Origin of the sequence: Rubrivivax rivuli (assembly GCF_004016505.1) — a bacterium.
Classification (GTDB): domain Bacteria; phylum Pseudomonadota; class Gammaproteobacteria; order Burkholderiales; family Burkholderiaceae_C; genus Rubrivivax; species Rubrivivax rivuli.
In genome coordinates this window covers 845,426-868,695 of sequence record NZ_SACR01000001.1, presented here as the reverse complement: position 1 = coordinate 868,695, position 23,270 = coordinate 845,426, and the positions used below count along the sequence as shown (strand labels likewise).

Sequence of the window (23,270 nt, the reverse complement as noted above, 5' to 3'; positions counted from 1 at the left end):
GCAGATGTAGCATAACTACATGAACAACGCGCCTTTGACGCCGTCCCCCGGCCGCCTGGAACCCTGGGGTGCGCAAGCCCGCGACGGCGGCGTGAACTTCGTCGTCTTCGCAGCGCATGCCCGCGCGCTGCAACTGTGCCTCTTCGACGAACAAGGTGCGGAGGAACGCCGATACCGCCTGCACGGCCCCACGGCCGACGGCCTGTGGCACGGCTTCGTGCCCGGCCTGGCGCCCGGGCAGTTGTACGGCCTGCGCGCCCACGGGCCCTGGGCGCCGGCCGAGGGCCACCGCTACAACGCGCACAAGCTGCTGCTCGACCCGGCGGCGCAGGAGATCGTCGGCAGCTTCAGCTGGCGGCCCGAGCACCATGGCTACGTGCTGGGCCAGGACCCCGACACCGCCTTCGAGGCCAGCGACAACGCGGCCTGGGCGCTGAAGGCCCGGGTCCCTGCACCGATGCCGGCACTGCGGCCGGCGCAACACAAGCCCCGCATCGCCGCGGCCGAGCGCGTGCTCTACGAAGTGCACGTCAAGGGTTTCAGCCAGCAGCACCCCGGCATCCCGCCCGAACTGCGCGGCACCTACGCAGCGCTGGCGCACCCGGCGGCCCTCGCGCACTTCAAGCGCCTGGGCATCACCACGCTGAGCCTGCTGCCGGTGCACTACGCGCTGAACGAGCCGATGCTGCCGCCGGGCCTGGTGAACTACTGGGGCTACAACACCCTGGGGTTCTTCTGCCCCACGCCGCGCTACAGCCGCACGCCGCAAGACCCGGCCGCGGTGAACGCCGAGTTCCGCGCCATGGTCGATGCGCTGCACGCGCAGGGGCTGGAGGTGGTGCTGGACGTGGTCTACAACCACACCCCCGAAGGCAACCACTTCGGGCCCACGCTCAGCTTCCGCGGGCTCGACCAGCGCAGCTGGTATCGGATCGACGGCACCGGCCGCCCGCTGAACTGGAGCGCCTGCGGCAACACGCTGAACTTCGCGCACCCGCAGGTGGTGGCTTTCACGCTGGCCAGCCTGCGCCATTGGGTGCAGGTGATGGGCGTGGACGGCTTCCGCTTCGACCTGGCCGCCGTGCTGGGCCGCGGCACCGAGGGCGGCTTCGACCGCGACCACCCCTTTTTCCAGGCGCTGGACACCGACCCCGTGCTGAAGGAAGCCCTGCTCATCGCCGAGCCCTGGGACGCCGGCCCGCAGGGCTACCGCGTGGGCGATTTCCCCGGCCGCTGGCTGGAGTGGCACGACCGCTTCCGCGATGCCGCCAACGGCTACTGGCTGCACAAGCCCACGCCCCATGGCGAGGTCAGCCGCACCGAGTTCGCCGCACGCTTCGACGGCAGCGCCGAGACCTACCGCGATCGCCACCCCGCGCAGCAGCGCGCCCCGCAGGCGGGCGTGAACTACCTCGCCGTGCACGACGGCTACACGCTGGCCGACCTGGTGGCCTACGAGCGCAAGCACAACCACGCCAACGGCGAGAACAACCGCGACGGGCGTGACAACGAGGTCTGCGCGAACTTCGGCGTCGAAGGGCCGAGCGCCGACCCCGCCGTGCTGGCCACACGGCTGCGCGTGCGCCGGGCCCTCGTGGCCACGCTGCTGCTGGCTGCCGGCACGCCCATGCTGGGCGGCGGCGACGAGGTCGGCAACACGCAGCACGGCAACAACAACGCCTGGAGCCAGGACAACCCCACAGGCTGGATCACCTGGCCCGACCCGGCCGATGCCGCCGCCGGCGCCGAGGCCGCGGCCTTCACCGCCTTCATCGGCGAGCTCAACGCCCTGCGTCACCAGCAGCCGCTGCTGCGGCCGGGCGCCTTCAGCGAGATCGTGCGCCGATGGGAAGGGCTGGTGTACGGCGATGACACGCCGCTGCTGTGCCACCTGCACCGCGCCGGCGAGGCTGCAGGCGCCGCGCCGCTGCTCATCGCCTTCAACCGCAGCGCCGAGGTGCTGCCACTGGCCCTGCCCCCGGGCCGCTGGCAGGTGCTGCTGTGCAGCGAGCCCCCGGACCTCACCCCACCGCCCGCCACCGCCGGCGCCCCGCTGCCCCCGCGCGGCCTGCGCGTGCTGCAGCGCCTGCCCTGAACCTGAGAGCGCCGAACACCATGGACCTGCGTCAACGCGCCAGCGGCCTCGTGCTGCACATCACCTCGCTGCCCGGGCCGCATGGCATCGGCGACCTGGGCGAGGAGGCCTACCGTTTCGTCGACTGGCTGGCCAGCGCCGGGCAGACGATCTGGCAGACGCTGCCCGTCAACCCCATCGGCCCGGGCAACTCGCCTTACCAGTGCCCCTCGGCCTTCGCGGGCAGCGGGCTGATGGTGGCGCTGGCGCCGCTGGTGCAGCGGGGCTGGCTGCCGGCCGAGGCGCTGCACGACGTGCCGGCCTTCGACGCCGCGCGCGTGGATTGGGGCGCCGTCATTCCCTGGCGCTGGTCGCGGCTGCGCGAGGCCGCAGAGGGCTTCTTCGCGAACGCGAGCGAGCCCGACCGCGCCACCTTCGCGGCCTGGCGCGCCACGCAGGCCAGCTGGCTGGAGGAATGGACCCTCTTCGCGGCCCTGAAAGACGCCCACGGCGGCCAGCCCTGGTGGGCCTGGGCGCCCGAACTCGCCCGGCGTGAGCCCGCAGCGCTGCAGGCCGCGCGCACGAGCCTGGCCGCCGCGCGCGACACCCACGCCTTCGTGCAGTGGTGCTTCGACGAACAGCTCGCCGCGCTGCGCGCACACGCCCAAGCGCGCGGCGTGCGGCTGATGGGCGACCTGCCCATCTTCGTGGCGCACGACAGCGCGGATGTCTGGGCCCGGCCCGATCTCTACTTCCTCGACGAACATCACCAGCCCACGGTGGTGGCCGGCTGCCCGCCCGACGGCTTCAGCCCCGACGGCCAGCGCTGGGGCAACCCGCTGTACCGCTGGGACCGCATGGCCGCCGAGGGCTACGCCTGGTGGGTGGCGCGGGTGCGGCGCGCGCTGGCGCAGGCCGATGTCTTCCGCATCGACCACTTCCGCGGCTTCGCCGGCTACTGGGAAGTGCCCGCCAGCTGCCCCACCGCGCGCGAAGGCCGCTGGGCCCCGGGCCCGGGCGTCGCGCTGTTCCAGGCGATCCAAGATGCGCTGGGCGCGCTGCCCATCGTGGCCGAAGACCTGGGCACCATCACGCCCGACGTCATCGCGCTGCGCGACCACTTCGGCTTCCCCGGCATGCGCATCGTGCAGGAGGCCTTCAGCGGCGACGCGAACCACGGCTTCCTGCCCCACCACCACGTGCCGGCCTGCCTGGCCTACAGCAGCACGCACGACAGCGACACCGCCCTGGGCTGGTGGCGCCACGCGCCGGCCGCGCACCGGGCCTTTGCGGCCGAGTACCTGCAGGCCGGCGGCCCCGGCGGCACGGGCGATGGCAGCGACGTGCCGATGGCCCTGGTGCGCGCCGCCAGCCGTTCGGTGGCGGCGCTGGCGCTGTTCACGATGCAGGACGTGCTCTCGCTCGGCGGCGAGCACCGCATGAACCTGCCTGGCACCGACCGCGGCAACTGGAGCTGGCGCTTCACCTGGTCGCAGGTGCCGGCCGATCTGGCGCCCACCCTGGCGCGCATGGCAGCAGCCACGGGACGCGCGGCCTTCCCGCTGCTCGCGGCCTGAGCGCGCGAAGGCCGGCTGCCTAGAATCGGCGGGTTTTGTCGACCCCAGACGCCCCCTCCGCCCCCGCCCCCACCGCGCCGCCCCGGCTGCTGCCGGTGCTGTTCATCGGCGTCTTCATGGCCGCGCTGGACACGGCCGTGCTGGCGCCGGCCATCCCCGTGCTGCGCGCGAGCTTCGGGCTCAGCCTGCAAGAGGCCGGGCTGCTGATGGTGGCCTTCATCCTCTTCAGCCTGCCCAGCACCGCGCTGATGGCCAACCTGGGCGACCGCCACGGCCGCCGGCCCGTCTTCCTCTCCAGCGTGGGCCTGTTCGCCGCCGGCTCGCTGCTGGTGGCACTGGCGCCGAACTTCGCCACGCTGCTGGCCGGCCGCGCGCTGCAGGGCCTGGGCGGTGGCGGCATCATCCCCACGGCCAGCGCCGTGATCGGCGACGCGCTGCCGCCGGCGCAGCGCGGCCGCGCCCTGGGCCTCATCGGCGCCACCTACGGCATGGCCTTCGTGCTGGGCCCGCCCCTGGCCGCGCTGCTGATGACGGTGGCCAGCTGGCACTGGATCTTCCTGCTGAACCTGCCGATTGCGGCGCTGGTGATGGCGCTGGGCCTGCGCGCACTGCCGCGCCAGGCCGCCGCGCCGGGCGCACTGCCGCGGCTGGACTGGGCCGGCCTCGTGCTCGTCTTCGTCACGCTCATCTGCCTGGTGCTAGGCATCACGCGCGGGCTCGACGGACTGCCGGGCCGGACGCTGTGGCCGGGCCTGCTGGCGGCCGCCGCCGCGGGCCTGGTGCTGCTGCTGTGGGTGGAAACGCGCGCCGCGGCGCGCGGCCAGCGGCCGATGATCCCGCTGGCACTGCTGCAACAGCGCCAGCTCGCGCTGACCTACTTGCTCACCGCAGGCGCCGGCTTCGGCATGGGCAGCGTGATCTTCCTCACCAGCATCGCCACGCTGGCGCACGGCGTGGCGCGCGAGAACGGCGGCTTCGTGCTGCTGCCGATGGTGCTGTGCTCCATGCTGGGCTCGGTGGGTGCGGGGCGCCTGCTGCTGCCCTGGGGCGCGCGGCGCGTGGTGCTGGCCGGCTTCATGCTGCTGGCGCTGGGCTATGGCGCGAGCGCCTGGCCGGGCTGGGGCTGGTGGGGCTTCATCGCCGCCACCCTGCCCGTGGGCCTGGGCGTGGGCGTGGTGGTGGGCGGCGCGCTGCGCAGCATCGCCATCGACGAAGCACCCGCAGCGCAGCGCGGCGCGGCGCAAGGGCTGGTCAACATCTTCACCAGCGTGGGCACGCTGCTCTCGGCCACGGTGATCGGCGCGGTGGCCGACTTCGCCGGTGGCGGCGCCCACGGCCTGATGCTGGCCTACGCCGGCGTGGCCGCCGCGATGGTGCTGATGGCCGCGGTGACGCTGGCCTTGCGCGCAGCACCCGGCGCACAGCACCAAGGGGCAGAGCCCCTGGAAACACGGGCTTGACCGCCCCCCGGGCAGCGGCAGACTGGCAGCCCCTGTTCCACCGCGTGCCCCCTGACGGGGCCTTGTCACCATGCGCCTGCACCTCCTGAATACCTTCGCCCTGGCCGCCACCCTGGCGCTGGGCACCACCTCGGCCGCCGCCCAAGGCACGGTGCAGAGCGGCAGCACCTACCTGCAGTTCACGGGCACGCCGCTGGCCGCGGGCACGGGCAACGCCAACCTCTTCTTCGGCAGCAACGGCGCCTTCGCCACCGACATGCTCTACCGCTACGGCTGGAGCTACAACCAAGGCGTGGGCACCACCAACCGCCCCTTCAGCGCGCTGGACACGCCCGCAGCCAGCTACGCCGGCAACGTGGCCACCTTCACCTGGACCAACGCCGGCGCCGGCACGGCCGGCTTCGCGCGCTGGGACGCGGTGATGACGATCACCCTCACCGAACTGGCCGCCGGCACCACCACAGTGCCCGGGCAGGCGCGCGTGGACACGGCGCTGAGCTTCCGCGCCAGCAGCGGCAACGCCGCGCCCATCGCCTTCAACCTCTTCCACGAGCTCGATCTCGACATCACCGGCGCCAGCGGCCCCGGCGGCGACACCTTCCGCGTGCTGGACGCCAATGCCGTGAGCGGTCGCGCCTTCGACGCCAGCGGCAACTACGCCGAGTTCCAGGGCACGGGCGCGCAGCGCTACCTGTTCGCCACCGGCGCCTCGCTGCGCGGTGGCCTCAACGGCGGCAGCAGCAACCTGGGCACGCTGGCCGGCACGGTGCAGCCCGACTGGGTTTCCAGCGACGGCGCGGTGGGCTTCCAGTGGACCCGCACGCTGGCGCCCGGCGAAGCCTTCTCGGTGAACAGCAGCTTCACCATCAACAGCCCCGTGCCCGAACCCGGCACCTGGGCGCTGATGGCCGGCGGCCTGCTCGCCGTGGCGGGCCTGGCGCGGCGTCGCCGCGCGGGCTGAGGCCCAAGGCCGCGCCGCCGCGCCCCCGCGGGCCGGCGGCCGGTCAGGCCGGCTTCCTGGCCGGCGCCTTCTTCGGCGCGGCCTTCTTCGGCGCCGCCTTGCCGGCGGCCTTCTTTTTCGGCGCAGCCTTGGCGCCCTTCTTCGCCGGGGTCTTCTTCGCCGGCTTGGCCGCCTTGTTCACGGCTTGCGCGCCGCTGTTCACCAGCAGCACCCGCACCGACTGCGGCCCCAGGTAGAGGCTGGCCTGCCCCGCTGCGTTGGCCTTGGTCGCCAAGGCGCCGCCGGCCGGCAAGGCCGAGTGCAGACGCGCGTTGGGCGGCAGCTTGTCCATCTGCGCCTGCGCCAGCTGCGTGCCGTAGTTCACCAGCACCACCGCGCGCTCGCCTCCGTGCACCCGCTGCCAGCCCGCCACCAGACCCTGGGCGAAGCCGTGCTCCATGCGCCCGCGCGCGAGGCTGGGCCGCGTGTTGCGCAGCGCCAGCAGCGTCTTGTAGAAATTGAAGAGGCTGCCAGGGTCGGCGCGCTGCGCCTGCAGGTTGTGCGTGGCGGCGTTGGACGCCACGGGGCGGAAGGGCGTGCCGGCGGTGAAGCCCGCCGCGCCGGGTTCGGCCGTCCAACTGTAGGGGCCGCGCAAGGGCAGGTCGCCCGGCAGGCCGGGCACGCCGGCCTGGCCGATCTCTTCGCCGTAGTAGATGAAGGGCGTGCCGGGCTGCAGCAGGTAGCCGGCCGCGGCCAGGCGGTAGGCGCGTTCGTTGCCGCCGAGCTGGTCCCACAAGCGCCGGCCGGCAAAGATGTCGTGGTTGCTCAGGAAGGTGGCCATGGTGGGTGAAGCCCCGCCCTGCGCCACGTCGTAATGCGTGGCCACCTTCTGCACCGACTCGGCCTCGCCCTGTGCCGCCTTCACGTAGTGGTGCACGAAGCCGAAGGCGAATGCGCCGCCGCAGACGGCCGGGTCGCCATAGGCCGCCGGCTCGGCCGTGGCCTCGCAGACGACGTAGCGGTGTTCGTAGCCCTTGATCAGGTCTTGCAGGCGCTTGGTGAGCGCGCGGCTCTCGGGCTGGTCGTTCCAGCGCACGGCGTCGCCTTCCAGCAGGTGGGGCACGGCGTCGAGCCGGTAGCCATCGAGCCCGCGGTTGAGCCAGAAGCGCAGGCTGTCCTCGTGGTACTGCAGCACTGGCGGGTGGCGGAAGTTGAAGTCGGGCATGTGCGGCCCGAAGGTGCCGAAGTAGAAGTTCTTCGCGCCGGCGCTGGGCGGGGGCAGCTGCTTCACGTCACCGGTGAACAGCCAGGGCTGGTCTTCGGCGGCGTACCAGGGGTTCTTGCCCCAGATGTCCCAGCCCACGGGCATCGCCTCCGACCACACGAACCAGGGGCGGAAGGGGTTGTCGGGGCCCTTCAGCGCCTGCAAGAACATCGGGTGCTGGGCGGCGCTGTGGTTGATCACGTAATCCATGATCACGCCGATGCCGCGCCGGTGGGCTTCGCGCAGCAGTTCGTCGAAGTCTTCCAGCGTGCCGTACTCCGGCGCGATGGCGCGGAAATCGGTGGTGGCATAGCCGTGGTCGCCGTCGGCGTTGGCGGTGATGGGCATCAGCCACAGGCCGCGCACGCCCAGTTCCTGCAGGTGGTCGAGGCTCTGCGTGAGGCCGCGCAGGTCGCCGATGCCGTCACCGTTGCTGTCGCGCCAGCCGCGCACGAAGATCTCCATGAAGGCACCGTGGTGCCAGCCTTCCGGCAAGGCACTGCGGGTGTTCGTGGGCGGCACGGGGCGGGTGTCCAGCACCGGCGACGGCCACGCAGCCAGCGGCAGCAGGCCCGCCAGGGCCAGGGCCAGGCGCGACAGGATCGAGGCTTTGCGGGTCATGGGCGGGGCGCAGGTGCGGGCGGTCGGAGCGGATCTGAAATGTAGGCCGACTACAGGCTTTGCGGCCTGCAGAAGAACCCGCCCCGCATCCAGCCCGCACTTGGCACACCGCCCGGGCCGACACCACTACACGAAGGGGTGTAGTTTTACTACGCTACGATGCCCCACACCCTGCCGCCACCCCAAGCCCCCCATGCGCCCAGTCATCCCCTTCTTTGCTCTCGGTGCCTGGCTCTGCGCCGGCCTGGCGCACGCGGCCACGCCCACGCCGGCGGCCTGCGCCGCCGGTTTCGAGACGGTGCTGCAGGCCGCCCCCGCTGCGGCCCCATCACTGCCCGCCCAGGCGGTGTGGCTGAACCGCCAGTGGCTGCGCTGGCCCGGCGCAGGCGCGGTACCCGCGGGCGGGGGCTACCGCCTGCATTTCTCGGCCACCGGGCAGATCAGTGCCCGGCCGGGTGAGCCCGTGGCCGGCGCCGATGGCGCGCTGACGCTGGACCTGCGCAACCCCGCACTGCCTGCCGCGCTGCAGCAGCGCTGGCGCTGGGTGGGCGCCGGCCCCACGCTGGCCGTGCGCGCCGCCGACCAGCACCGCCTGCGCGAACTGCACCGCGGCCAGTTGGTGCTGGCGCTGGAAGACGCGCAAGGCCGCGTGCTGCAGGCCACGCGCACGCAGACGCCCGGGGCGCTGGACGATCTGTACGCCCGGGCCGAACAGCTGCCCGACCTGGGCGCCACCATCACCCGCACCCGCGTACGCGGCGGGGGCGACGCGAAGGGCTGGCGCACCGGCTTCCGCCTCTGGGCGCCCACCGCACAGGCCGTGCACCTGTGCCTGCACCCCGGCGCCGACGCACCGGCCAGCGCCGTGCACACGCTGCAGCGCGACAACGCCACCGGCGCCTGGGGCTTGCAACTGCCCGGCGACCTCAGCCAGCCCCAGCCTCACTACTACACCTACCTCGTCGACCTGGCCCTGCCCGGCGGCGGCGTGGTGCGCAACCGCGTCACCGACCCCTACTCGCTGAGCCTGAACGCCAACTCGCAACGCAGCTGGATCGGCCGCCTCGACGACCCGCGCTGGCAACCCGAAGGCTGGGCGCAGACCCAGCGCCCGGCCACCGTGCGCCACAACACCGATCTCGTCATCTACGAGCTGCACCTGCGCGATTTCTCGGTGCGCGACACCAGCGTGCCCGCCGCCCACCGCGGCAGCTACCTCGCCTTCACGCACCCGCAGTCGGCCGGCATGCAGCACCTGCGCCTGCTGCGCGCTGCGGGCCTGACCGACGTGCACCTGCTGCCCGTCTTCGACCTGGCCACCGTGCCCGAGCAAGGCTGCACCACGCCCGACGAAGCCCGCCTGGCCGCGCTGCCCCCCGACAGCGAAGAGCAGCAGGCCCTGGTGGCGGCCAGCGCCGCGCAAGACTGCTTCAACTGGGGCTACGACCCGCTGCACTTCACCGCACCCGAAGGCAGCTACGCCACCGATGCCAACGAGGGCGGCACGCGCATCCTCGAGTTCCGCCGCATGGTGATGGCGCTGCACCGCGCCGGGCTGCGCGTGGGCATGGACATGGTCTACAACCACACCAGCGCCAGCGGCCAGAACGCGAAAAGCGTGCTCGACCGCATCGTGCCCGGCTACTACCACCGGCTGAACGCACAAGGCGGCGTGGAGACCAGCACCTGCTGCGACAACACGGCCACCGAGCACCGCATGATGGCCAAGCTGATGATCGAATCGGCCGTGGTGTGGGCGCGCGACCACCGCATCGACAGCATGCGCTTCGACCTCATGGGCCACCAGCCGCGCGCGGCGATGGAGCGGCTGCAGCGCGCCGTGAACCGCGCGGCCGGCCAGCCCATCCACCTGCTGGGCGAAGGCTGGAACTTCGGCGAGATCAAGGACGGCGCGCGGTTCGTTCAGGCCGCGCAGAAAAGCCTCAACGGCAGCGGCATCGCCACCTTCAGCGACCGCGGCCGTGATGCCGCCCGCGGCGGCGGCTGCTGCGACGGCCCGGCCGAGGTGCTGAAGCACCAGGGCTGGCTCAACGGCCTGCACTACGCGCCCAACCCGCAGGCCCAGGCCGCCGGGGCCGGCACCCGCGCCGAGTTGCTGCGCAGCGCCGACCTCATCCGCGTGGGCCTGGCCGGCACGCTGCAGGGCTACCGGCTGCAGACGGCCGACGGCAGCGTCAAACGCCTGGACCAGATCGACTACGCCGGCCAGGGCGCGGGCTACGCGAGCCAGCCCGGCGAGGTGGTGAACTACGTCGAGAACCACGACAACCCCACGCTGTGGGACCTGAACGTGCTGAAGCTGCCGCCCGACACGCCGCGCGAAGACCGCGCGCGCGTGCAGGTGCTGGGCGGCGCCCTCACGGCCTTCAGCCAGGGCGTGGCCTACCTGCATGCCGGCGTGGAACTGCTGCGCAGCAAGAACCTCGACCGCAACAGCTACGACAGCGGCGACTGGTTCAACCGCGTCGACTGGACGCTGCAAGACAACTTCTTCGGCGGTGGCCTGCCCCCAAGGAAGGAAGGCGAAGGCCTTTGGCCGGCGGCGCGCCCGCTGCTGGCGCGTGCCGCAGAGATCAAGCCCACGGCAGCGGAGATGCGCTTCACGCGCGACGCCTTCCTCGATCTGCTGCGCATCCGCGCCAGCACGCCGCTCTTCCGCCTGCGCACGGCCGATGACGTGCAGCGCCGGCTGACGATGCTGAACACCGGCCCCGACCAGACCCCCACCGTGGCCGTGGGCCATCTCGACGGCCGTGGCCTGCGCGGCGCGCGCTTTGCCGAAGTGCTTTACGCCATCAACGTGGCGCCCGAGGCGGCCACGCTGAGCCTGCCCACCTTGCGCGGACGGCCCCTGGTGCTGCACCCCGTGCACCGGGGCCCCGGCGCCGCCGACCCGCGCCCGGCGGCGCAGGCGCAATGGGACCCGGCCACCGCCACGCTGCGGGTACCGCCCCGCACGGCGCTGGTGTATGTGCGCGAGTGAACGGTGCCGCGGGCCCTGGCGGCCGACAATCGCCCGATGACATCGCCCACGCCCCTGAGAACTTCATCGACCCGTTTGCAGGGGGCCCGCAGCCTGGTCTTGAGCCTGGGCCTGGCCGGCGCCCTCTTCGTCGGCACCGCGCAGGCGCAGACGGCAGCGCCCGCCCCGCTGGCCACCGTGCCCAGCGTGGACCTGGAACGCTACATGGGCCGCTGGTACGAGATCGCGCGCTTCCCCAACCGCTTCCAGAAGGACTGCAGCGGCCCGGCCACCGCCGACTACCTGCTGCAGCCCGGTGGCCGCGTGCAGGTGACCAACCGCTGCCCGCAGGCCGACGGCAAGACCGACGAGGCCATCGGCGAAGCCCGCCGTGTCGGCGAAGCCGGCTCGCCCAGGCTGGAAGTGCGTTTCGCGCCGGCCTGGCTGTCTTGGCTGCCCATGGTCTGGGGCAACTACTGGGTGATCGATCTCGACCCGGCCTACACCCTGGCCGTGGTGAGCGAGCCGAAGCGCGAGTTCCTGTGGGTGCTGGCGCGGCAGCCGCAGGTGGATGCGGCGACGTGGGAAGCGCTGATGGCCCGCCTGCGCGCGCAGGGCTTCGACCTGGCGCGGCTGAAGCCGGCCGGCCCCACGCCGGGCGCGCCCGCCCGGCCCTGAGCCCAGCCGCCACGGCACCGGAAGTGCCGCCTAATGCACACACCAGCCCGGCATGTACGGAAGCCCCCTGCGGCTGGGGGTGCGGAATGGAGGGAGCCCCTGGGATAATCTGTGGAAGAGTGTGACCGGATCCCCAGGAGAACCCCAGATGACCAGCCCCGACAAGACGCCCACCCCGGCGCAGGCTGCCCGACGCCAGCTGGTGCGTGGCGCGTTCGCGGCACCCACGCTGCTGACGGTGTTCAGCGGCAGCGCGCTGGCCACGAGTTCGGCCAAGAAGTGCCTGACCAACCAGACCGCCATCCCGCGGATGGAGCCTGTCAGCGACACGCAGGGCACCCTGGTGCGCATCCAGTTGCACCAGAGCGGCACCGCGCCGGTGAAATACTGGGTCAGCGGCGCCACCTTGAACAACTACAAGCGCAGTTCGACCACGGTCTACCTCAGCAGCACGCACTGGCAGGAATTCGACATCAACACCAACAAGGTGGTCGGCTCGGGCATGACCCTGAGCACGCCGCCAACGCTGTCGAACCCGCCGAAGTGGGCCGCGGTGCGCTTCCATTCCTCGGGCAGCGTGCGGGGCGTGGGCATCTCGCTGTCCGCCGTGACCGAAGAGTCGGCCCTGGCCAGCACCTGCTGGAACTCCGTCGCGCCAACCCTGTAAGGCCAGCAGAGACCTGCGGCCATGCAGGCCTACCTTCGGGCGCCCCGGGCGCAGTTTGCGCAACTCGGCGAGTCCTGGGTGGCCTTCAGCGGCGTGTCTGGCGAAACGCACGTGCTGAACACCGAGAGCGTGGCCCTGGTGGAGACGCTGGATGAGCACACCCCCCGCACGGCCGAAGCGGTCGCCGCCGATCTGGCGCTGGAGACCGGCACCCCAGTCGAAGAAATGACGGCCATGTTGAGCGACGCCTGGCCGATGCTGCTGCAGGCAGGCCTGGTACGGGTGTGCGGCAGCACGGCATGCGACCCGGCCTGATGGCCGCGGACGCCGCCCCACCGAACCTCGGCACCGCCGGCCTGCAGCCGATTCGACAGGCCCTCGGCGGCGACGGCCTCTGGCTGGACGTCGGGCTGGTGCGCATGCGCGTGCGCAGCAACCTGCCCGTGCTGGCCGCCCACCTGCAATCCGTCTATCGCCACTTCGGCTTCCAGACGCAAGGCGAGTGGGCCGATCTTCACTTCGACCTGCGCAGTCCTGGCAACCTGCGGCGCTGGATCGCGCCGCAGGTGCGGTTCTTCTGCGATGGGCAGGTGCCTTTCGAGCCCTTCCCTGCCAGCGCCGCGCTGCCCTTGATGGAGTGGGGCGCGAACTGGCTGATCGGTCGCCGCTGCAACCACCTGCTCTTGCTGCACGCCGGCGTGGTGGAGCGCCAAGGCCGGGCACTGGTGATGCCCGCCTTGCCAGGATCGGGCAAGAGCACGCTCACCGCCGCCCTGTCGCTGAGCGGCTGGCGCCTGCTGTCTGACGAGTTCGGCGCCTACGACCTGGCCGCCGGCGCCTTCAGGCCCGCCATCAAGCCCATCGGCCTGAAGAACCAGTCGATCGACGTCATACGCGCCTTCGCCCCCTCGGCGCCGCTGGGCCCGAGCTTTCCCAAGACGCGCAAAGGCACCGTGGCCCATCTGGCACCTGACCAGGCTTCGGTGCTGGGCGTGCACGAAACGGCCCGGCCCGGCGCGGTGCTGCTGCCTCGCTGGGAGGCGGGCAGCGCCACCCAACTGCAACGTGTGCAACCGCACCTGGCGTTCTCGGCGCTCGCCTTCAACGCCTTCAACTACCAGGTGCTGGGCGCGCAGGGCTTCCAGGCCGTGGTCGCGCTGTGCGAGCAATGCCCCGTGTGGCAGTTGGTCTACAGCGACCTCGACGACGCGCTGGCGCGCATCGACGCCTTGTGGTCCGAGGTCATGGCAGGGCACTCACCATGACATCGGCGCAGCGCCGGGTGCCGGCGTCCATGCGCTGGCTGGCGGCGCTCCACCAGGCCGAGGTGGTGCTGGCATGGAGCCTGCCCGAGTGGCAGCGGGTGCTTCGCCTGTCGCGCCGCCTGCGCCTGCTGGGCCGCCTGGCCGAGCAGGTGGAGGCCGCCGGCCTGATGGACCGCCTGCCGCCGCCGGTGGTGAACCCCCTGCGCGCCGAGTTGCAGTTCTCCCGCTGGCGAACCAACCAGATGCGCTGGACGGTGGAAAGGGTGTCGGCCACGCTGTCGGACGTCACGCACCCGCTGGTTTTGCTCAAGGGTGCGGCCTATGCCGGGCTCGGCCTGCCGATCGCACGGGGGCGGCTGCCTTCCGATCTGGACATCCTGGTGCCACAAGCCCACCTGGCCGAGGTGCAGGCCCGGCTGGTGGCGGCAGGCTGGGTGGAAGCCGAGCTCGACGCGCACGACCAGCGCTACTACCGCGAGTGGAGCCACGAAGTGCCGCCCATGCGCCACCCCGTGCTGCCCCTGGAACTGGACCTGCACCACAACATCCTGCCACCGGTGGCCCGGGTCTCGGTGCCGGCAGCGCCGCTGCTGGCGCGCCTGCAGCCCTCGAAGTGGCAGGGCTGGCAGGTGCTGCACCCGGCAGACCAACTGCTGCACAGCGCCGTGCACCTCTTCCATGATTCCGAGGCCCGGGACCGCCTGCGCGACCTCGTCGACATGGACGGCCTGGTGCGCCACTTCGGCCCGACCGTGCCCGACTTCTGGCCCGCCCTGCTGAGCCGCGCGCAGGAACTCAAGCTGAGCGAGGACCTGGCCCTGGCCTGCCACTTCCTGCAGGCCTGGCTGGACACGCCGATCCCCGAGGCGGTGGGGGCCACCCTGGCGCAGGGCAGGCGCTCACGGCACCGCTGGCTCCTGCCACTGTGGGCGACGGTGCTGCACCCCACCGAGCCCGACCGCGAACCCGGCCTCGGCCAGAGCCTGGCCGCCGGCGTGGTGCTCGTGCGCCACCATCTGGGCCGCATGCCGCTGCGCCTGCTCATCCCGCACTTGTTCCACAAGGCGCGTGCCCAGCGCGCCAAGGCCGCACAAGCCCTGATCGCCGACACCCCTTCAGACGACTGAGCAGCCCGCTAGATCTTGCCCAGTGCCCGCAGGATCTTCTCGGGCGTGATGGGCTGCGAACTCACCCGCGCCCCGAAAGGCGCCAGCGCGTCGTTGATCGCGTTCATCACCGCGCCCGGCGCGCCGGCCGTGCCGGCTTCACCCGCGCCCTTGGCGCCCAGCATGCTGCTGCGCGTGGGGCTCTGCACGTGGCTGACCACGATGTCGGGCATCTCGCCGGCCATGGGCACCAGGTAGTCGGCCATGTTGGCGTTGCGCAGGGTGCCGTCGGTGTCGTACAGGCACTCCTCGAACAGCACACCGCCGATGCCCTGCACGATGGCGCCGCGCATCTGCTCGTCCACCAGCATGGGGTTGATGACCCGCCCGCAGTCTTCCACGGCCCAGTGCTTGAGCAGCTTCACGAAGCCGGTGTCGACGTCCACCTCCACGTGGCTGACCTGCACGCCGTTGGTGAAGATGAAGGGGTAGTCGCGCTGCGCGTAGTGGCGCGTGACCATCAGCTCGGGCGTGAAGTCTTTCGGCAGCGTGTCGCTGCGGAAGTAGGCGATGCGGCCGAGTTCGGCCAGGTCGAGCAGCGTCTCACCGCTGGCGCCATCGACGATGGCGTTGCGGTAGACGCGCAGCCCGGCGCGTTCGCGCTTGAGAATCGCTTCGGCCACGGCCAGGATGTTCTCGCGCAGCACACGGCCGGCCTGCAGCACGGCTTCGCCGCCGATGCCGGCGCCGCGGCTGGCCCAGGTGCCGCCGCCATAGGGCGTGGTGTCGGTGTCGCCGGTGCTGATGCGCACGCGGTCCAGGCTCACGCCCACGGCATCGGCCGCGATCTGCGCGAAGATGGCTTCGGCACCCTGGCCTTGCTCACCGACGCTGCTGCTGACGGTGATCACGCCCGTGGGCTCCAGGCGGATCGTCGCGCCGTCTTGCGACGCGATGCGCGCGCCGCCCACGCCGTAGAAGGCCGCGCTCGGGTTGGTGAGTTCGATCAGCGCCGCCACGCCGATGCCGCGGTAGACGCCCTGCTGGCGCAGCTCGGCCTGCTCGGCGCGCAGCGCGTCGTAATCACACACACGCCGCGCCTCGCGCAGGCAGGCCTCGTGCGACAGCACCTCCAGCTTGATGCCACTGGCACCCGTGGCCGGGTAGGCGTCATCCGGAATCACGTTCTTCTGGCGGAACTCGATGGGATCGAGACCCAGCTTGGCCGCCACGCCATCCACCAAGGCCTCGGTCACCGCGCAGGCAATCGGGTGGCCCACGCCGCGGTACTGGCAGGTCGGCACCTTGTTCTGGAACACCACCTTCAGCTTCGCGCGGTAGTGCTTGTGCTTGTAGGGCCCGCCGGTGAGGTTGACGACCTGGTTGCCTTCGATACCGCTGGTGCGCGGGAACATGCTGAAGGGGCCGATGCCGGTGAGGTCGTCGATCTCGAAGGCCAGGATCTCGCCGGCTTTGCTCGCCGCGATCCTGGCGTGGATGCGGTGCTCGCGCGCATGGATGTCGCTGACAAAGCTCTCCAGCCGGTCGGCCACGAACTTGATGGGCCGGCCCAGCATCAGGCTCAGCGCGACGGTGGCGAAGTCGTCGGGGTAGGCGTGCACCTTGATGCCGAAGCTGCCGCCCACGTCGCGGCAGATCACGCGCACCTGCCCCTCGCTCAGCTCGAACTGGCGGCAGTACAGGTCCTGCATCATGTGCGGGGCCTGGAAGGAGTGGTACACGGTCAGCCGGCCCTCGGCCAGCGTGCGGCCGGGCTGCCAGTCGGCGATCTGGCAGCGCGGCTCCAGCGTCACGCCGGTGTGGCGGCCGAAGACGTAGGTCTCCTCGAACACCACCGCGTCTTCGCGCGAAAAAGCTTCGTCCACGCCGCCGGTGTCCAGCTGGCGCTGGAAACACAGGTTGTCGCCGAGCTCGGGGTGGATCAAGGGCGTGGCCGCGTCCAACGCGGTTTCGGTGTCCAGCACGGCGGGCAGGTCTTCCCACGCCACCTCCAGCAGCGCCAGCGCGTCTTCGGCGCGCGCGCGCGTTTCGGCCACGATGGCCACCACCGGCTCGCCCTGCCAGGTGGCGCGGTCGATGGCCAGCGGGTACTGCGGCGCGCTCTTGATGCCGGCCAGGTGCATCAGCGTGGCCACCCAGGGTTTGCAGACCTGGGCGATCTCGGGGCCCGTCACCACCGCAATCACCCCCGGCAGCGCCGCCGCGGCCGTGCGGTCGATGCGCGTGATGCGCATGTGCGCCACGGGGCTGCGCCAGAACACCACGTGCGCCAAACGCGGCAGGTCGATGTCGTCGATGTACTGGCCGCGGCCCTGCGTGAGGCGGCGCACGCCTTCGCGCGGGTGGGCCACGCCGATGTGGCGCTGGTCTTCGGTGATGGCGGGCAGCTCGCCGCCCAGGTCGCGGTGCGCGGGCTTCTCGGTGGGGTGGTTCATGCGCGCACCTCGCTGGCCTGCAGACCGCCGGCCTTCTGTTTCTCCAACACCGCGCACACCGCGTCGACGATGGCGTGGTAGCCCGTGCAGCGGCAGTAGTTGCCGCTCATCCACTCGCGCACCTGCTCGCGGTTCGCGTCGGGCTTGTGTTCCACCAGGTCCAGCGCCGCCATCAGCATGCCGGGCGTGCAGTAGCCGCACTGCAGCGCGTTGTGGGCGACGAAGGCGTCTTGCAGCGCGCGCAGCGCGGGGCTGGGCGTGAGCGTTTCCACCGTCTCGATGTGGCGGCCGTCGGCCTGCGCGGCCAGCACCAGGCAGCCGCGCACGATCTGCCCGTCCACACGCACGGTGCAGGCCCCGCAGACGCCGTGCTCGCAGCCAACGTGGCTGCCCTTCAGGCCACAGTCTTCGCGCAGGAAATCGATCAGGTGCTTGCGGCATTCCACCTGGCGCACCAGCGCCTGGCCGTTGACCTGCACGCTCACGCGCATGCTGGGGTTGTCGAGCGGCGTGTTCATGCGGGGGTCTCCATCAAGGCCTTCACCGCGCGGCGCATCAGCGTGGCGGCCATCTGCGTCTTGGCGGCGGCGGAATGGGTGAGGTCGGCAAAGGGCTGCAGTTCGGCGCGCAGCGCGGCGTCGGCTTGCTCCAGGCGTGCCGGCGTCAGCGGGCCGGCGGCGAGCACGGCCTCGGCCGCGCGGGCGCGCACGGGGCGGTCGCCCAGGCTCAGGAAGGCCAGGCGCACGTCGCTCAGCTGCGCACCCTGTACCGTGGCGCAGGCTGCCAGCCCGGCGATGGCGTAATCGCCATGCCGGCGCGCCAGCTCGCTGAAGTGGTGGCGCTGGCCCGGGGCGACGAGGGGCAGCTCGCAGGCCACGAGCAGCTCGTCGTCGCGGCGCGCGGTGGTGAAGAGGCCCTGGAAAAAGTCGGCAGCGGCCACGCGGCGCTCGCCGGACGCGCCCAGCAGCACCAGCGTGCCGCCGAGGGCCACCACGCAAGCCGGCCACTCGGCCGCCGGGTCGGCATAAGCCAGCGCACCGCCGAAGGTACCCAGGTTGCGGATGGCGCGGTGCGCGATGTGCGGCGCGGCCTGCGCCAGCAGCGGCGCGTGCTGCGCCACCAGCGGCGACTCTTCCACCTCGACATGCCGCGTCATCGCGCCGATGCGCAGCATGCTGCCTTGCACCGCAATGCCGGCCAGCTGCGTGAGCCCGCCGATGTCCACCAGCAGCGCCGGCTGCGACAGCCGCATGTTCAGCGTGGCCAGCAGCGTCTGCCCGCCGGCCAGCAGGCGCGCGTTGTCGCCGTGCTCGGCCATCAGTTGCAGCGCGTGCTGCGGCGAACTGGCGCGGACGTAATCGAAGGCCGGGGATTTCATGGCCGTGTCTCCATCCGTTTTTGAAAGGGCGCGAGGGCTGCCGAAGCCGGCCCGCCACCCCGCGCAGCGCTTCAGGGTTTGTCGGGATGGGGCTTGTTGAGCACGCGCTCAACAATTTCAGCAGAGTTGAGCAGATGGTCAATACCGCAGAAACCCGGCCCAAGCGCGGCGCCCCGAAGGCGCCTGCGGCGGCGCCTGCGCCTTCTTCGGCAGCACCCGCCGCCCGCAAGCGCCTGGACGCGCGGGAGCGCGAGCAGCAGATCATCGAAGGCGCCACCGAGTTCTTCGCGCGCCGCGGGCTGGACGCGCAGATGCGCGAGCTGGCCGCCGAGCTGGGCATCGCGCACACGCTGCTGTACCACTACTTCCCCACCAAGCGGCAGCTGATCGAACGTGTCTACGAAGAGACCATCGCCGGCCGCTGGGACACGCGCTGGGAGACCTTGCTCGACGACCCGCAACTGCCCGTGGCCGAGAAGCTGCAGGCCTTCTACCGCGAGTACCTGCCCGCCATCCTCACACCCGAGTGGCTGCGCATCCTGGTGCACTCGGGCCTGAGCGACGGGCTCATTCCCAACCGCTATTTCGCGCTGGTGCGCGAGCGGCTCTTCCCGCGCCTGCTGCGCGAGGTGCGCCGCGCGGCCGGCAGCCGCAGCAAGGCCAAAGCCAGCGCACGCGAGGAAGGCCTGCTGATGGCCTTCCACGGCGGGCTGATCTACCACCTGGGCATCTGGCCGCTGGTCTACCAGCAGAGCTACACGGGCCAGGGGGATGCCGCGCTGACCGACAGCTTCATCGCCGACCGCATCCGCGGCTTGCTCTTGCAAGCCCCGGAAATCGTCACGCAGGTCGCCAGCGCGCGCGCCTGAACCGGAGAAGGACCGACACCATGTCGCTGAGCCTGAACCACTACTCCATCCGCACCGCCGACCTGGCCGCGTGCGAGCGTTTCTATTGCGGCCTGCTCGGCCTGCAGGTGGGGCCGCGGCCGCCGTTTCCCTTCCCGGGGCTGTGGCTCTACCAGGGCGACACCGCGGTGTGGGCCAACGCCGCGGTGCACATCATCGGCATCGACCGCAACGACCCCGAAGGCCTGAAAGCCTACCTCGGCGACCGCGAAGAAGTCAGCCTGCAAGGCAGCGGCGCGGTCGACCACGTGGCCTTCTTCGCCACCGGCCTGCCCGCGATGCTGCAGCGCCTGCAAGCGCAGGGCATCGAGCTGCGCGAGCGCACGGTGCCGCTGCTGGGCCTGCACCAGGTGTTCGTCGACGACCCCAACGGCATCGTCGTCGAGTTGAACTTCCCGGCGGCCGAGAAGGCTGCGCTGGACGCTGCAGCCGCCACGGTGGCCTGAACACCGCCATGGCGCGCATCCTCGTCGTCGGTGGATCGCTCGGGGGCCTGATGGCCGCCAACCTGCTGCTGCGCGCCGGGCACGACGTGACGGTGCTGGAACGCTCGCCGCGCTCGCTGCAGGGGCGCGGCGCGGGCATCGTCACGCACGAAGGCCTGCGCCAGACCTTGCGCGCTGCCGGCGCGGTGGTCGACGAGACCCTGGGCGTGCCCGTGGCCGAACGTGTGGTGCTGGGCCCCGAGGGCCAGGCCTTGTGCCGCTGGGCGCATCCGCAGATCCTCACCTCGTGGGGGCGCCTGTACACGCTGCTGAACGAGGCCCTGCCCGCCGAACGCCACCGGCTGGGCGCGGCCGTCGACAGCGTCACGGCACTGAAGGACAGCGTGCAGGTGCAGCTGGCCGGCGGCGAAGTGCTGCAGGCCGACTTGCTGATCGCCGCCGATGGCATCCGCAGCACGGTGCGCCAGCAGTGGCTGCCCGAAGTGAAGCCGCTGTACGCCGGCTACGTGGCCTGGCGCGGCGTGTGCGACGAGGCCGTGCTCTCGCGCCACACGCGCGAAACCTTGTTCCCGCACTTCGGCTTCGGGCTGCCGGCGGGCGAGCAGATGATCGGCTACCCCGTCGCCGGCGACCACGGCGCGCAAGGCAACAGCACCGCCGTGGGCCAGCGGCGCTGGAACTTCGTCTGGTACCGGCCCGCGCCCACGCCGGCCGAGCTGCAGGCCCTGCTGACCGACGCCGACGGCGTGCACCACGCCGAAGGCATCCCGCCGCAGCTGGTGAGCCGGCGCCACATCGCCGCCATGCGCCAGGCCGCGCGCGAGAAGCTCGCGCCGCAGTTCGCCGAGATCGTCGAGAAGACCGCGCAGCCCTTCCTGCAGCCCATCTACGACCTGGTCTCGCCACAGTTGGCCCACGGCCGCATCGCGTTGATGGGTGACGCCGCCTTCGTCGCGCGGCCGCACGTGGGCATGGGCGTGGCCAAGGCCGGTGACGACGCTGCGGCCCTGGCCGCCTGCATCGCCTTACACGGCGCCACGCCCGAGGCCCTGCAGCGCTACGAGGCCGAGCGCCATGCCAGCGCCGCCGCCGTGGTGCAGCGCGCGCGCCTGCTCGGCGCGCCGCTGGCCCTGCCGCCGGGCAGCGCACCGCCTTACCGCGATCCGCGCGGCCCCATGCAGCAGACGGCCATCGACCCGGCCCTGTTCGAAACCTACCCCCCCGAAGCGCTGGCCGCCTGAAGAAGCCCGCCTTTTCTTTCAACCCGAAGGAGACAAGCCCGATGAACGACCTGCCCGTCAAGCCCGTGAACAGCCCCCGCCGCCGCCAACTGGTGCTGGCCGGCGGTGCCCTGGCCACCGCCCCTGCGCTGTTCAACATCGCCCGTGCACAAGCGGCGCCCATCAAGATCGGCTTCCCGGTGCCGCTGACCGGCCCCTTCAGCGCCGAGGCGCAAGACCAGGTGCGCGCCGCCGAGCTGGCCGTCAAGGAGTGGAATGCCGCTGGCGGCCACAAAGGCCAGAAGGCCGAGCTGCTGGTGCGCGACGACAAGCTCAACCCGGGCGAGGCCGCCACGCGCACGCTGGAGCTGATCGAGAAGGACAAGGTCAACTTCGTCGTCGGCAGCTTGAGCGCGGCCACGCAGCTCAGCATCAACGCCGTGACGCGCGAGCGCAAGGTGCTGTTCAACAGCATCAGCCAGAGCGACGCCATCAATGAGGCCAAGGACTGGAGCCTCTACACCTTCCACGAAGCGCTCAACCCGCACCTCACGGCCGGTGCCGTGGCGCGCTACGCCTTCCCGAAGTTCGGCAAGAAGATCGTGTACCTGACGGCCGATTACGCCTATGGCCACGAGATGGTGCGCGGCTTCCAGCGCGCGGGCCAGGCCCTGGGCGCGCAGACGCTGGCCGACATCCGCCACCCGCTGGGTGCCGCCGACTACAGCGCCTTCCTGCCGCGCATCCAGGCGCTCAAGCCCGACATCCTGGTGCTCTGCAATTTCGGCCGTGACCTGGTCAACAGCGCCAAGCAAGCCACCGATTTCGGCCTCAAGCAGGGCACGAAGATCATCGCGCCCGTGCTGCTGTACACCAGCCGCGTGGCCGGCGGTGCCGACGCCTTCGAGGGCATCCTCGGCGGCACCAGCTACTACTGGGGCATGGAAGACAAGATCCCCAGCGCGAAGAAGTTCAACGACGCCTTCCGCAAGGCCTACAACGGCGCCGTGCCTTCCGACTACGGCGCTTTGGGCTACGCCGGCATCCTGAGCGTGCTGCAGGCCGTGAAGAACGCCGACGCCACCGATTCGCAGCGCGTGGCCATCGCGCTGCGCCAGCTGAAGTACGACTGGTACAAGGGCCCGCAGTTCTATCGGAAGTGCGACCACCAGAGCGTGCAGAGCGTGGTCATCGTCGAATCGAAGTCCAAGGGCATGAAGGACAAGAACGACGTCTTCAACGTGCTGGCCATCGAAGACGCCAACGAGAAGAACCTGCGCAGCTGCGAAGAGATGGGCCACAAGCCGGCCTGAAGCTGCACAGCCCACGAAGGTCGCTTCCATGGAGATCACCCCCTCGCTGCTGGCCCTGCAGCTCGTCACCGGCATCGCCTTGGGTGCCATCTACGCGCTGCTGGCCATCGGCCTGAGCCTCATCTTCGGCATGCTCACCGTGGTGAACTTCGCCCACGGCGCGTTTTTCATGGTGGGGGCCTTCATCGGGCTGTACTTCCTGGGCCTCACGGGCAACTTCTGGTTCAGCCTGGTGCTCACGCCGCTGGTGGTGGGCGGCATCGGGCTGCTGACCGAACGGTTCCTGGTGCGGCCGCTCTACGGCCGCGGCATCGACTACCCGCTGCTGCTGACCTTCGGCCTGAGCTGGGTGCTCATCGAGGCCATGCGCCTGGCCTTCGGCGTGGAAGGCCTGCCGTCTTCCACGCCGCCCGAGCTGCGCGGCGCGGTCGACCTGGGCATCGGCTACTTCCCGAAGTACCGGCTCTTCCTCATCTTCGCCACCGCGGTGGTGGTGGTGGCGCTGTGGCTCTTCCTGGAGAAGACGCGTTACGGCCTCATCGTGCGCGCCGGCAGCCGCGACGGCGAGATCTGCCGCGTGCTGGGCATCGACATCTCGCGCGTGTGGCTGGTGGTCTTCGGCATCGGCTGCGCCATCGCGGGCCTGAGCGGCGTGCTGGCCGCGCCCACGCGGGCGGTGAACCCCGAGATGGGCGTGCACGTGCTGGCCGAGAGCTTCGTCGTCACCGTGGTCGGCGGCATGGGCAGCCTGGTGGGTGCGGTGGTGGCCGGGCTGCTGGTGGGCGTGGTTTTCGCGCTGACCTCGCTGTTCGCGCCCGACCTGGCCGAGTTGAGCATCTTCGTGCTGATGGCGCTGGTGCTGCTGGTGCGGCCGCAGGGCCTGTTCGGCAAGCCGGGCCTGATGAGCTGAGTTC

The 23,270-nt window shown here is 71.4% G+C and carries 19 protein-coding genes; 15 read left to right on the top strand and 4 right to left on the bottom strand.

The window, feature by feature from the left end; translation table 11 throughout:
• Positions 1–19: 19 nt before the first annotated feature.
• The 4 genes from glgX to EOE66_RS03750 all read left to right on the top strand — a co-directional run bounded on the left by glgX (position 20) and on the right by EOE66_RS03750 (position 6,072).
• Entirely contained in the window at positions 20–2,095 is a 2,076-nt protein-coding gene (glgX, locus tag EOE66_RS03765) for a glycogen debranching protein GlgX (protein ID WP_128227315.1), read from the top strand.
• A 20-nt stretch (positions 2,096–2,115) separates the two neighbouring features.
• Entirely contained in the window at positions 2,116–3,651 is a 1,536-nt protein-coding gene (malQ, locus tag EOE66_RS03760) for a 4-alpha-glucanotransferase (protein WP_245478881.1), read from the top strand.
• Positions 3,652–3,686: 35 nt separating this feature from the next.
• Positions 3,687–5,111, top strand: a complete 1,425-nt coding sequence (locus EOE66_RS03755; RefSeq protein WP_205702614.1) for an MFS transporter — start codon at positions 3,687–3,689, stop codon at positions 5,109–5,111.
• A 70-nt stretch (positions 5,112–5,181) separates the two neighbouring features.
• Positions 5,182–6,072, top strand: a complete 891-nt coding sequence (locus EOE66_RS03750; protein ID WP_128227314.1) for a PEP-CTERM sorting domain-containing protein — start codon at positions 5,182–5,184, stop codon at positions 6,070–6,072.
• A 43-nt stretch (positions 6,073–6,115) separates the two neighbouring features.
• Here EOE66_RS03750 and EOE66_RS03745 read toward each other — a convergent pair whose 3' ends face one another.
• Complete coding sequence (locus EOE66_RS03745; protein WP_128227313.1) at positions 6,116–7,936, bottom strand: alpha-amylase family glycosyl hydrolase; 1,821 nt, start codon at positions 7,934–7,936, stop codon at positions 6,116–6,118.
• 193 nt (positions 7,937–8,129) lie between these two features.
• Here EOE66_RS03745 and pulA point away from each other — a divergent pair, with 193 nt between their 5' ends.
• The 6 genes from pulA to EOE66_RS03715 all read left to right on the top strand — a co-directional run bounded on the left by pulA (position 8,130) and on the right by EOE66_RS03715 (position 14,656).
• Positions 8,130–10,940: a pullulanase-type alpha-1,6-glucosidase gene (pulA, locus tag EOE66_RS03740; RefSeq protein ID WP_128227312.1), complete on the top strand. Its 2,811-nt coding sequence runs from the start codon at positions 8,130–8,132 to the stop codon at positions 10,938–10,940.
• A 36-nt stretch (positions 10,941–10,976) separates the two neighbouring features.
• Positions 10,977–11,597, top strand: a complete 621-nt coding sequence (locus EOE66_RS03735; protein ID WP_128227311.1) for a lipocalin family protein — start codon at positions 10,977–10,979, stop codon at positions 11,595–11,597.
• 148 nt (positions 11,598–11,745) lie between these two features.
• Positions 11,746–12,264 carry a hypothetical protein gene (locus tag EOE66_RS03730; protein ID WP_128227310.1) on the top strand — a complete coding sequence of 173 codons (519 nt, stop codon included), beginning with the start codon at positions 11,746–11,748 and terminating at the stop codon, positions 12,262–12,264.
• 21 nt (positions 12,265–12,285) lie between these two features.
• Positions 12,286–12,579 carry an HPr-rel-A system PqqD family peptide chaperone gene (locus EOE66_RS03725; RefSeq protein ID WP_128227309.1) on the top strand — a complete coding sequence of 98 codons (294 nt, stop codon included), beginning with the start codon at positions 12,286–12,288 and terminating at the stop codon, positions 12,577–12,579.
• Positions 12,579–13,529 carry an HprK-related kinase A gene (locus EOE66_RS03720; protein WP_164884986.1) on the top strand — a complete coding sequence of 317 codons (951 nt, stop codon included), beginning with the start codon at positions 12,579–12,581 and terminating at the stop codon, positions 13,527–13,529. Before EOE66_RS03725 ends, EOE66_RS03720 begins: the two co-directional genes overlap by 1 nt.
• Positions 13,526–14,656: a nucleotidyltransferase domain-containing protein gene (locus EOE66_RS03715; protein WP_164884985.1), complete on the top strand. Its 1,131-nt coding sequence runs from the start codon at positions 13,526–13,528 to the stop codon at positions 14,654–14,656. The genes EOE66_RS03720 and EOE66_RS03715 overlap by 4 nt, the downstream gene beginning before the upstream one ends.
• 8 nt (positions 14,657–14,664) lie before the next feature.
• Here the strand turns inward: EOE66_RS03715 and EOE66_RS03710 are convergent, their stop codons facing one another.
• Genes EOE66_RS03710 through EOE66_RS03700 form a run of 3 tightly spaced genes read right to left on the bottom strand, consistent with a single transcriptional unit; the run spans position 14,665 to position 18,469 of the window.
• Positions 14,665–17,091, bottom strand: a complete 2,427-nt coding sequence (locus EOE66_RS03710) for a xanthine dehydrogenase family protein molybdopterin-binding subunit (protein ID WP_128227306.1) — start codon at positions 17,089–17,091, stop codon at positions 14,665–14,667.
• A complete protein-coding gene (locus EOE66_RS03705) occupies positions 17,088–17,609 on the bottom strand; it encodes a (2Fe-2S)-binding protein (protein WP_128227305.1) in 522 nt (173 codons plus the stop codon). Before EOE66_RS03705 ends, EOE66_RS03710 begins: the two co-directional genes overlap by 4 nt.
• On the bottom strand, positions 17,606–18,469 hold the full coding sequence (locus EOE66_RS03700; RefSeq protein ID WP_128227304.1) for an FAD binding domain-containing protein: 864 nt from the start codon (positions 18,467–18,469) through the stop codon (positions 17,606–17,608). The genes EOE66_RS03705 and EOE66_RS03700 overlap by 4 nt, the downstream gene beginning before the upstream one ends.
• 134 nt (positions 18,470–18,603) lie before the next feature.
• Between EOE66_RS03700 and EOE66_RS03695 the strand changes: the two genes are divergently transcribed.
• Genes EOE66_RS03695 through EOE66_RS03675 form a run of 5 tightly spaced genes read left to right on the top strand, consistent with a single transcriptional unit; the run spans position 18,604 to position 23,266 of the window.
• On the top strand, positions 18,604–19,338 hold the full coding sequence (locus EOE66_RS03695) for a TetR/AcrR family transcriptional regulator (protein WP_164884984.1): 735 nt from the start codon (positions 18,604–18,606) through the stop codon (positions 19,336–19,338).
• Positions 19,339–19,358: 20 nt separating this feature from the next.
• Entirely contained in the window at positions 19,359–19,823 is a 465-nt protein-coding gene (locus EOE66_RS03690; RefSeq protein ID WP_128227302.1) for a VOC family protein, read from the top strand.
• An 8-nt stretch (positions 19,824–19,831) separates the two neighbouring features.
• Positions 19,832–21,064 carry an FAD binding domain-containing protein gene (locus EOE66_RS03685; RefSeq protein WP_128227301.1) on the top strand — a complete coding sequence of 411 codons (1,233 nt, stop codon included), beginning with the start codon at positions 19,832–19,834 and terminating at the stop codon, positions 21,062–21,064.
• Positions 21,065–21,105: 41 nt separating this feature from the next.
• Positions 21,106–22,356 (top strand): ABC transporter substrate-binding protein, encoded by a 1,251-nt coding sequence (locus EOE66_RS03680; protein WP_128227300.1) that lies wholly within the window; start codon positions 21,106–21,108, stop codon positions 22,354–22,356.
• A gap of 28 nt (positions 22,357–22,384) precedes the next feature.
• The gene (locus EOE66_RS03675) at positions 22,385–23,266 is read left to right on the top strand and encodes a branched-chain amino acid ABC transporter permease (protein ID WP_054137535.1); all 882 of its coding nucleotides are present in this window, start codon (positions 22,385–22,387) and stop codon (positions 23,264–23,266) included.
• Positions 23,267–23,270: the final 4 nt, after the last annotated feature.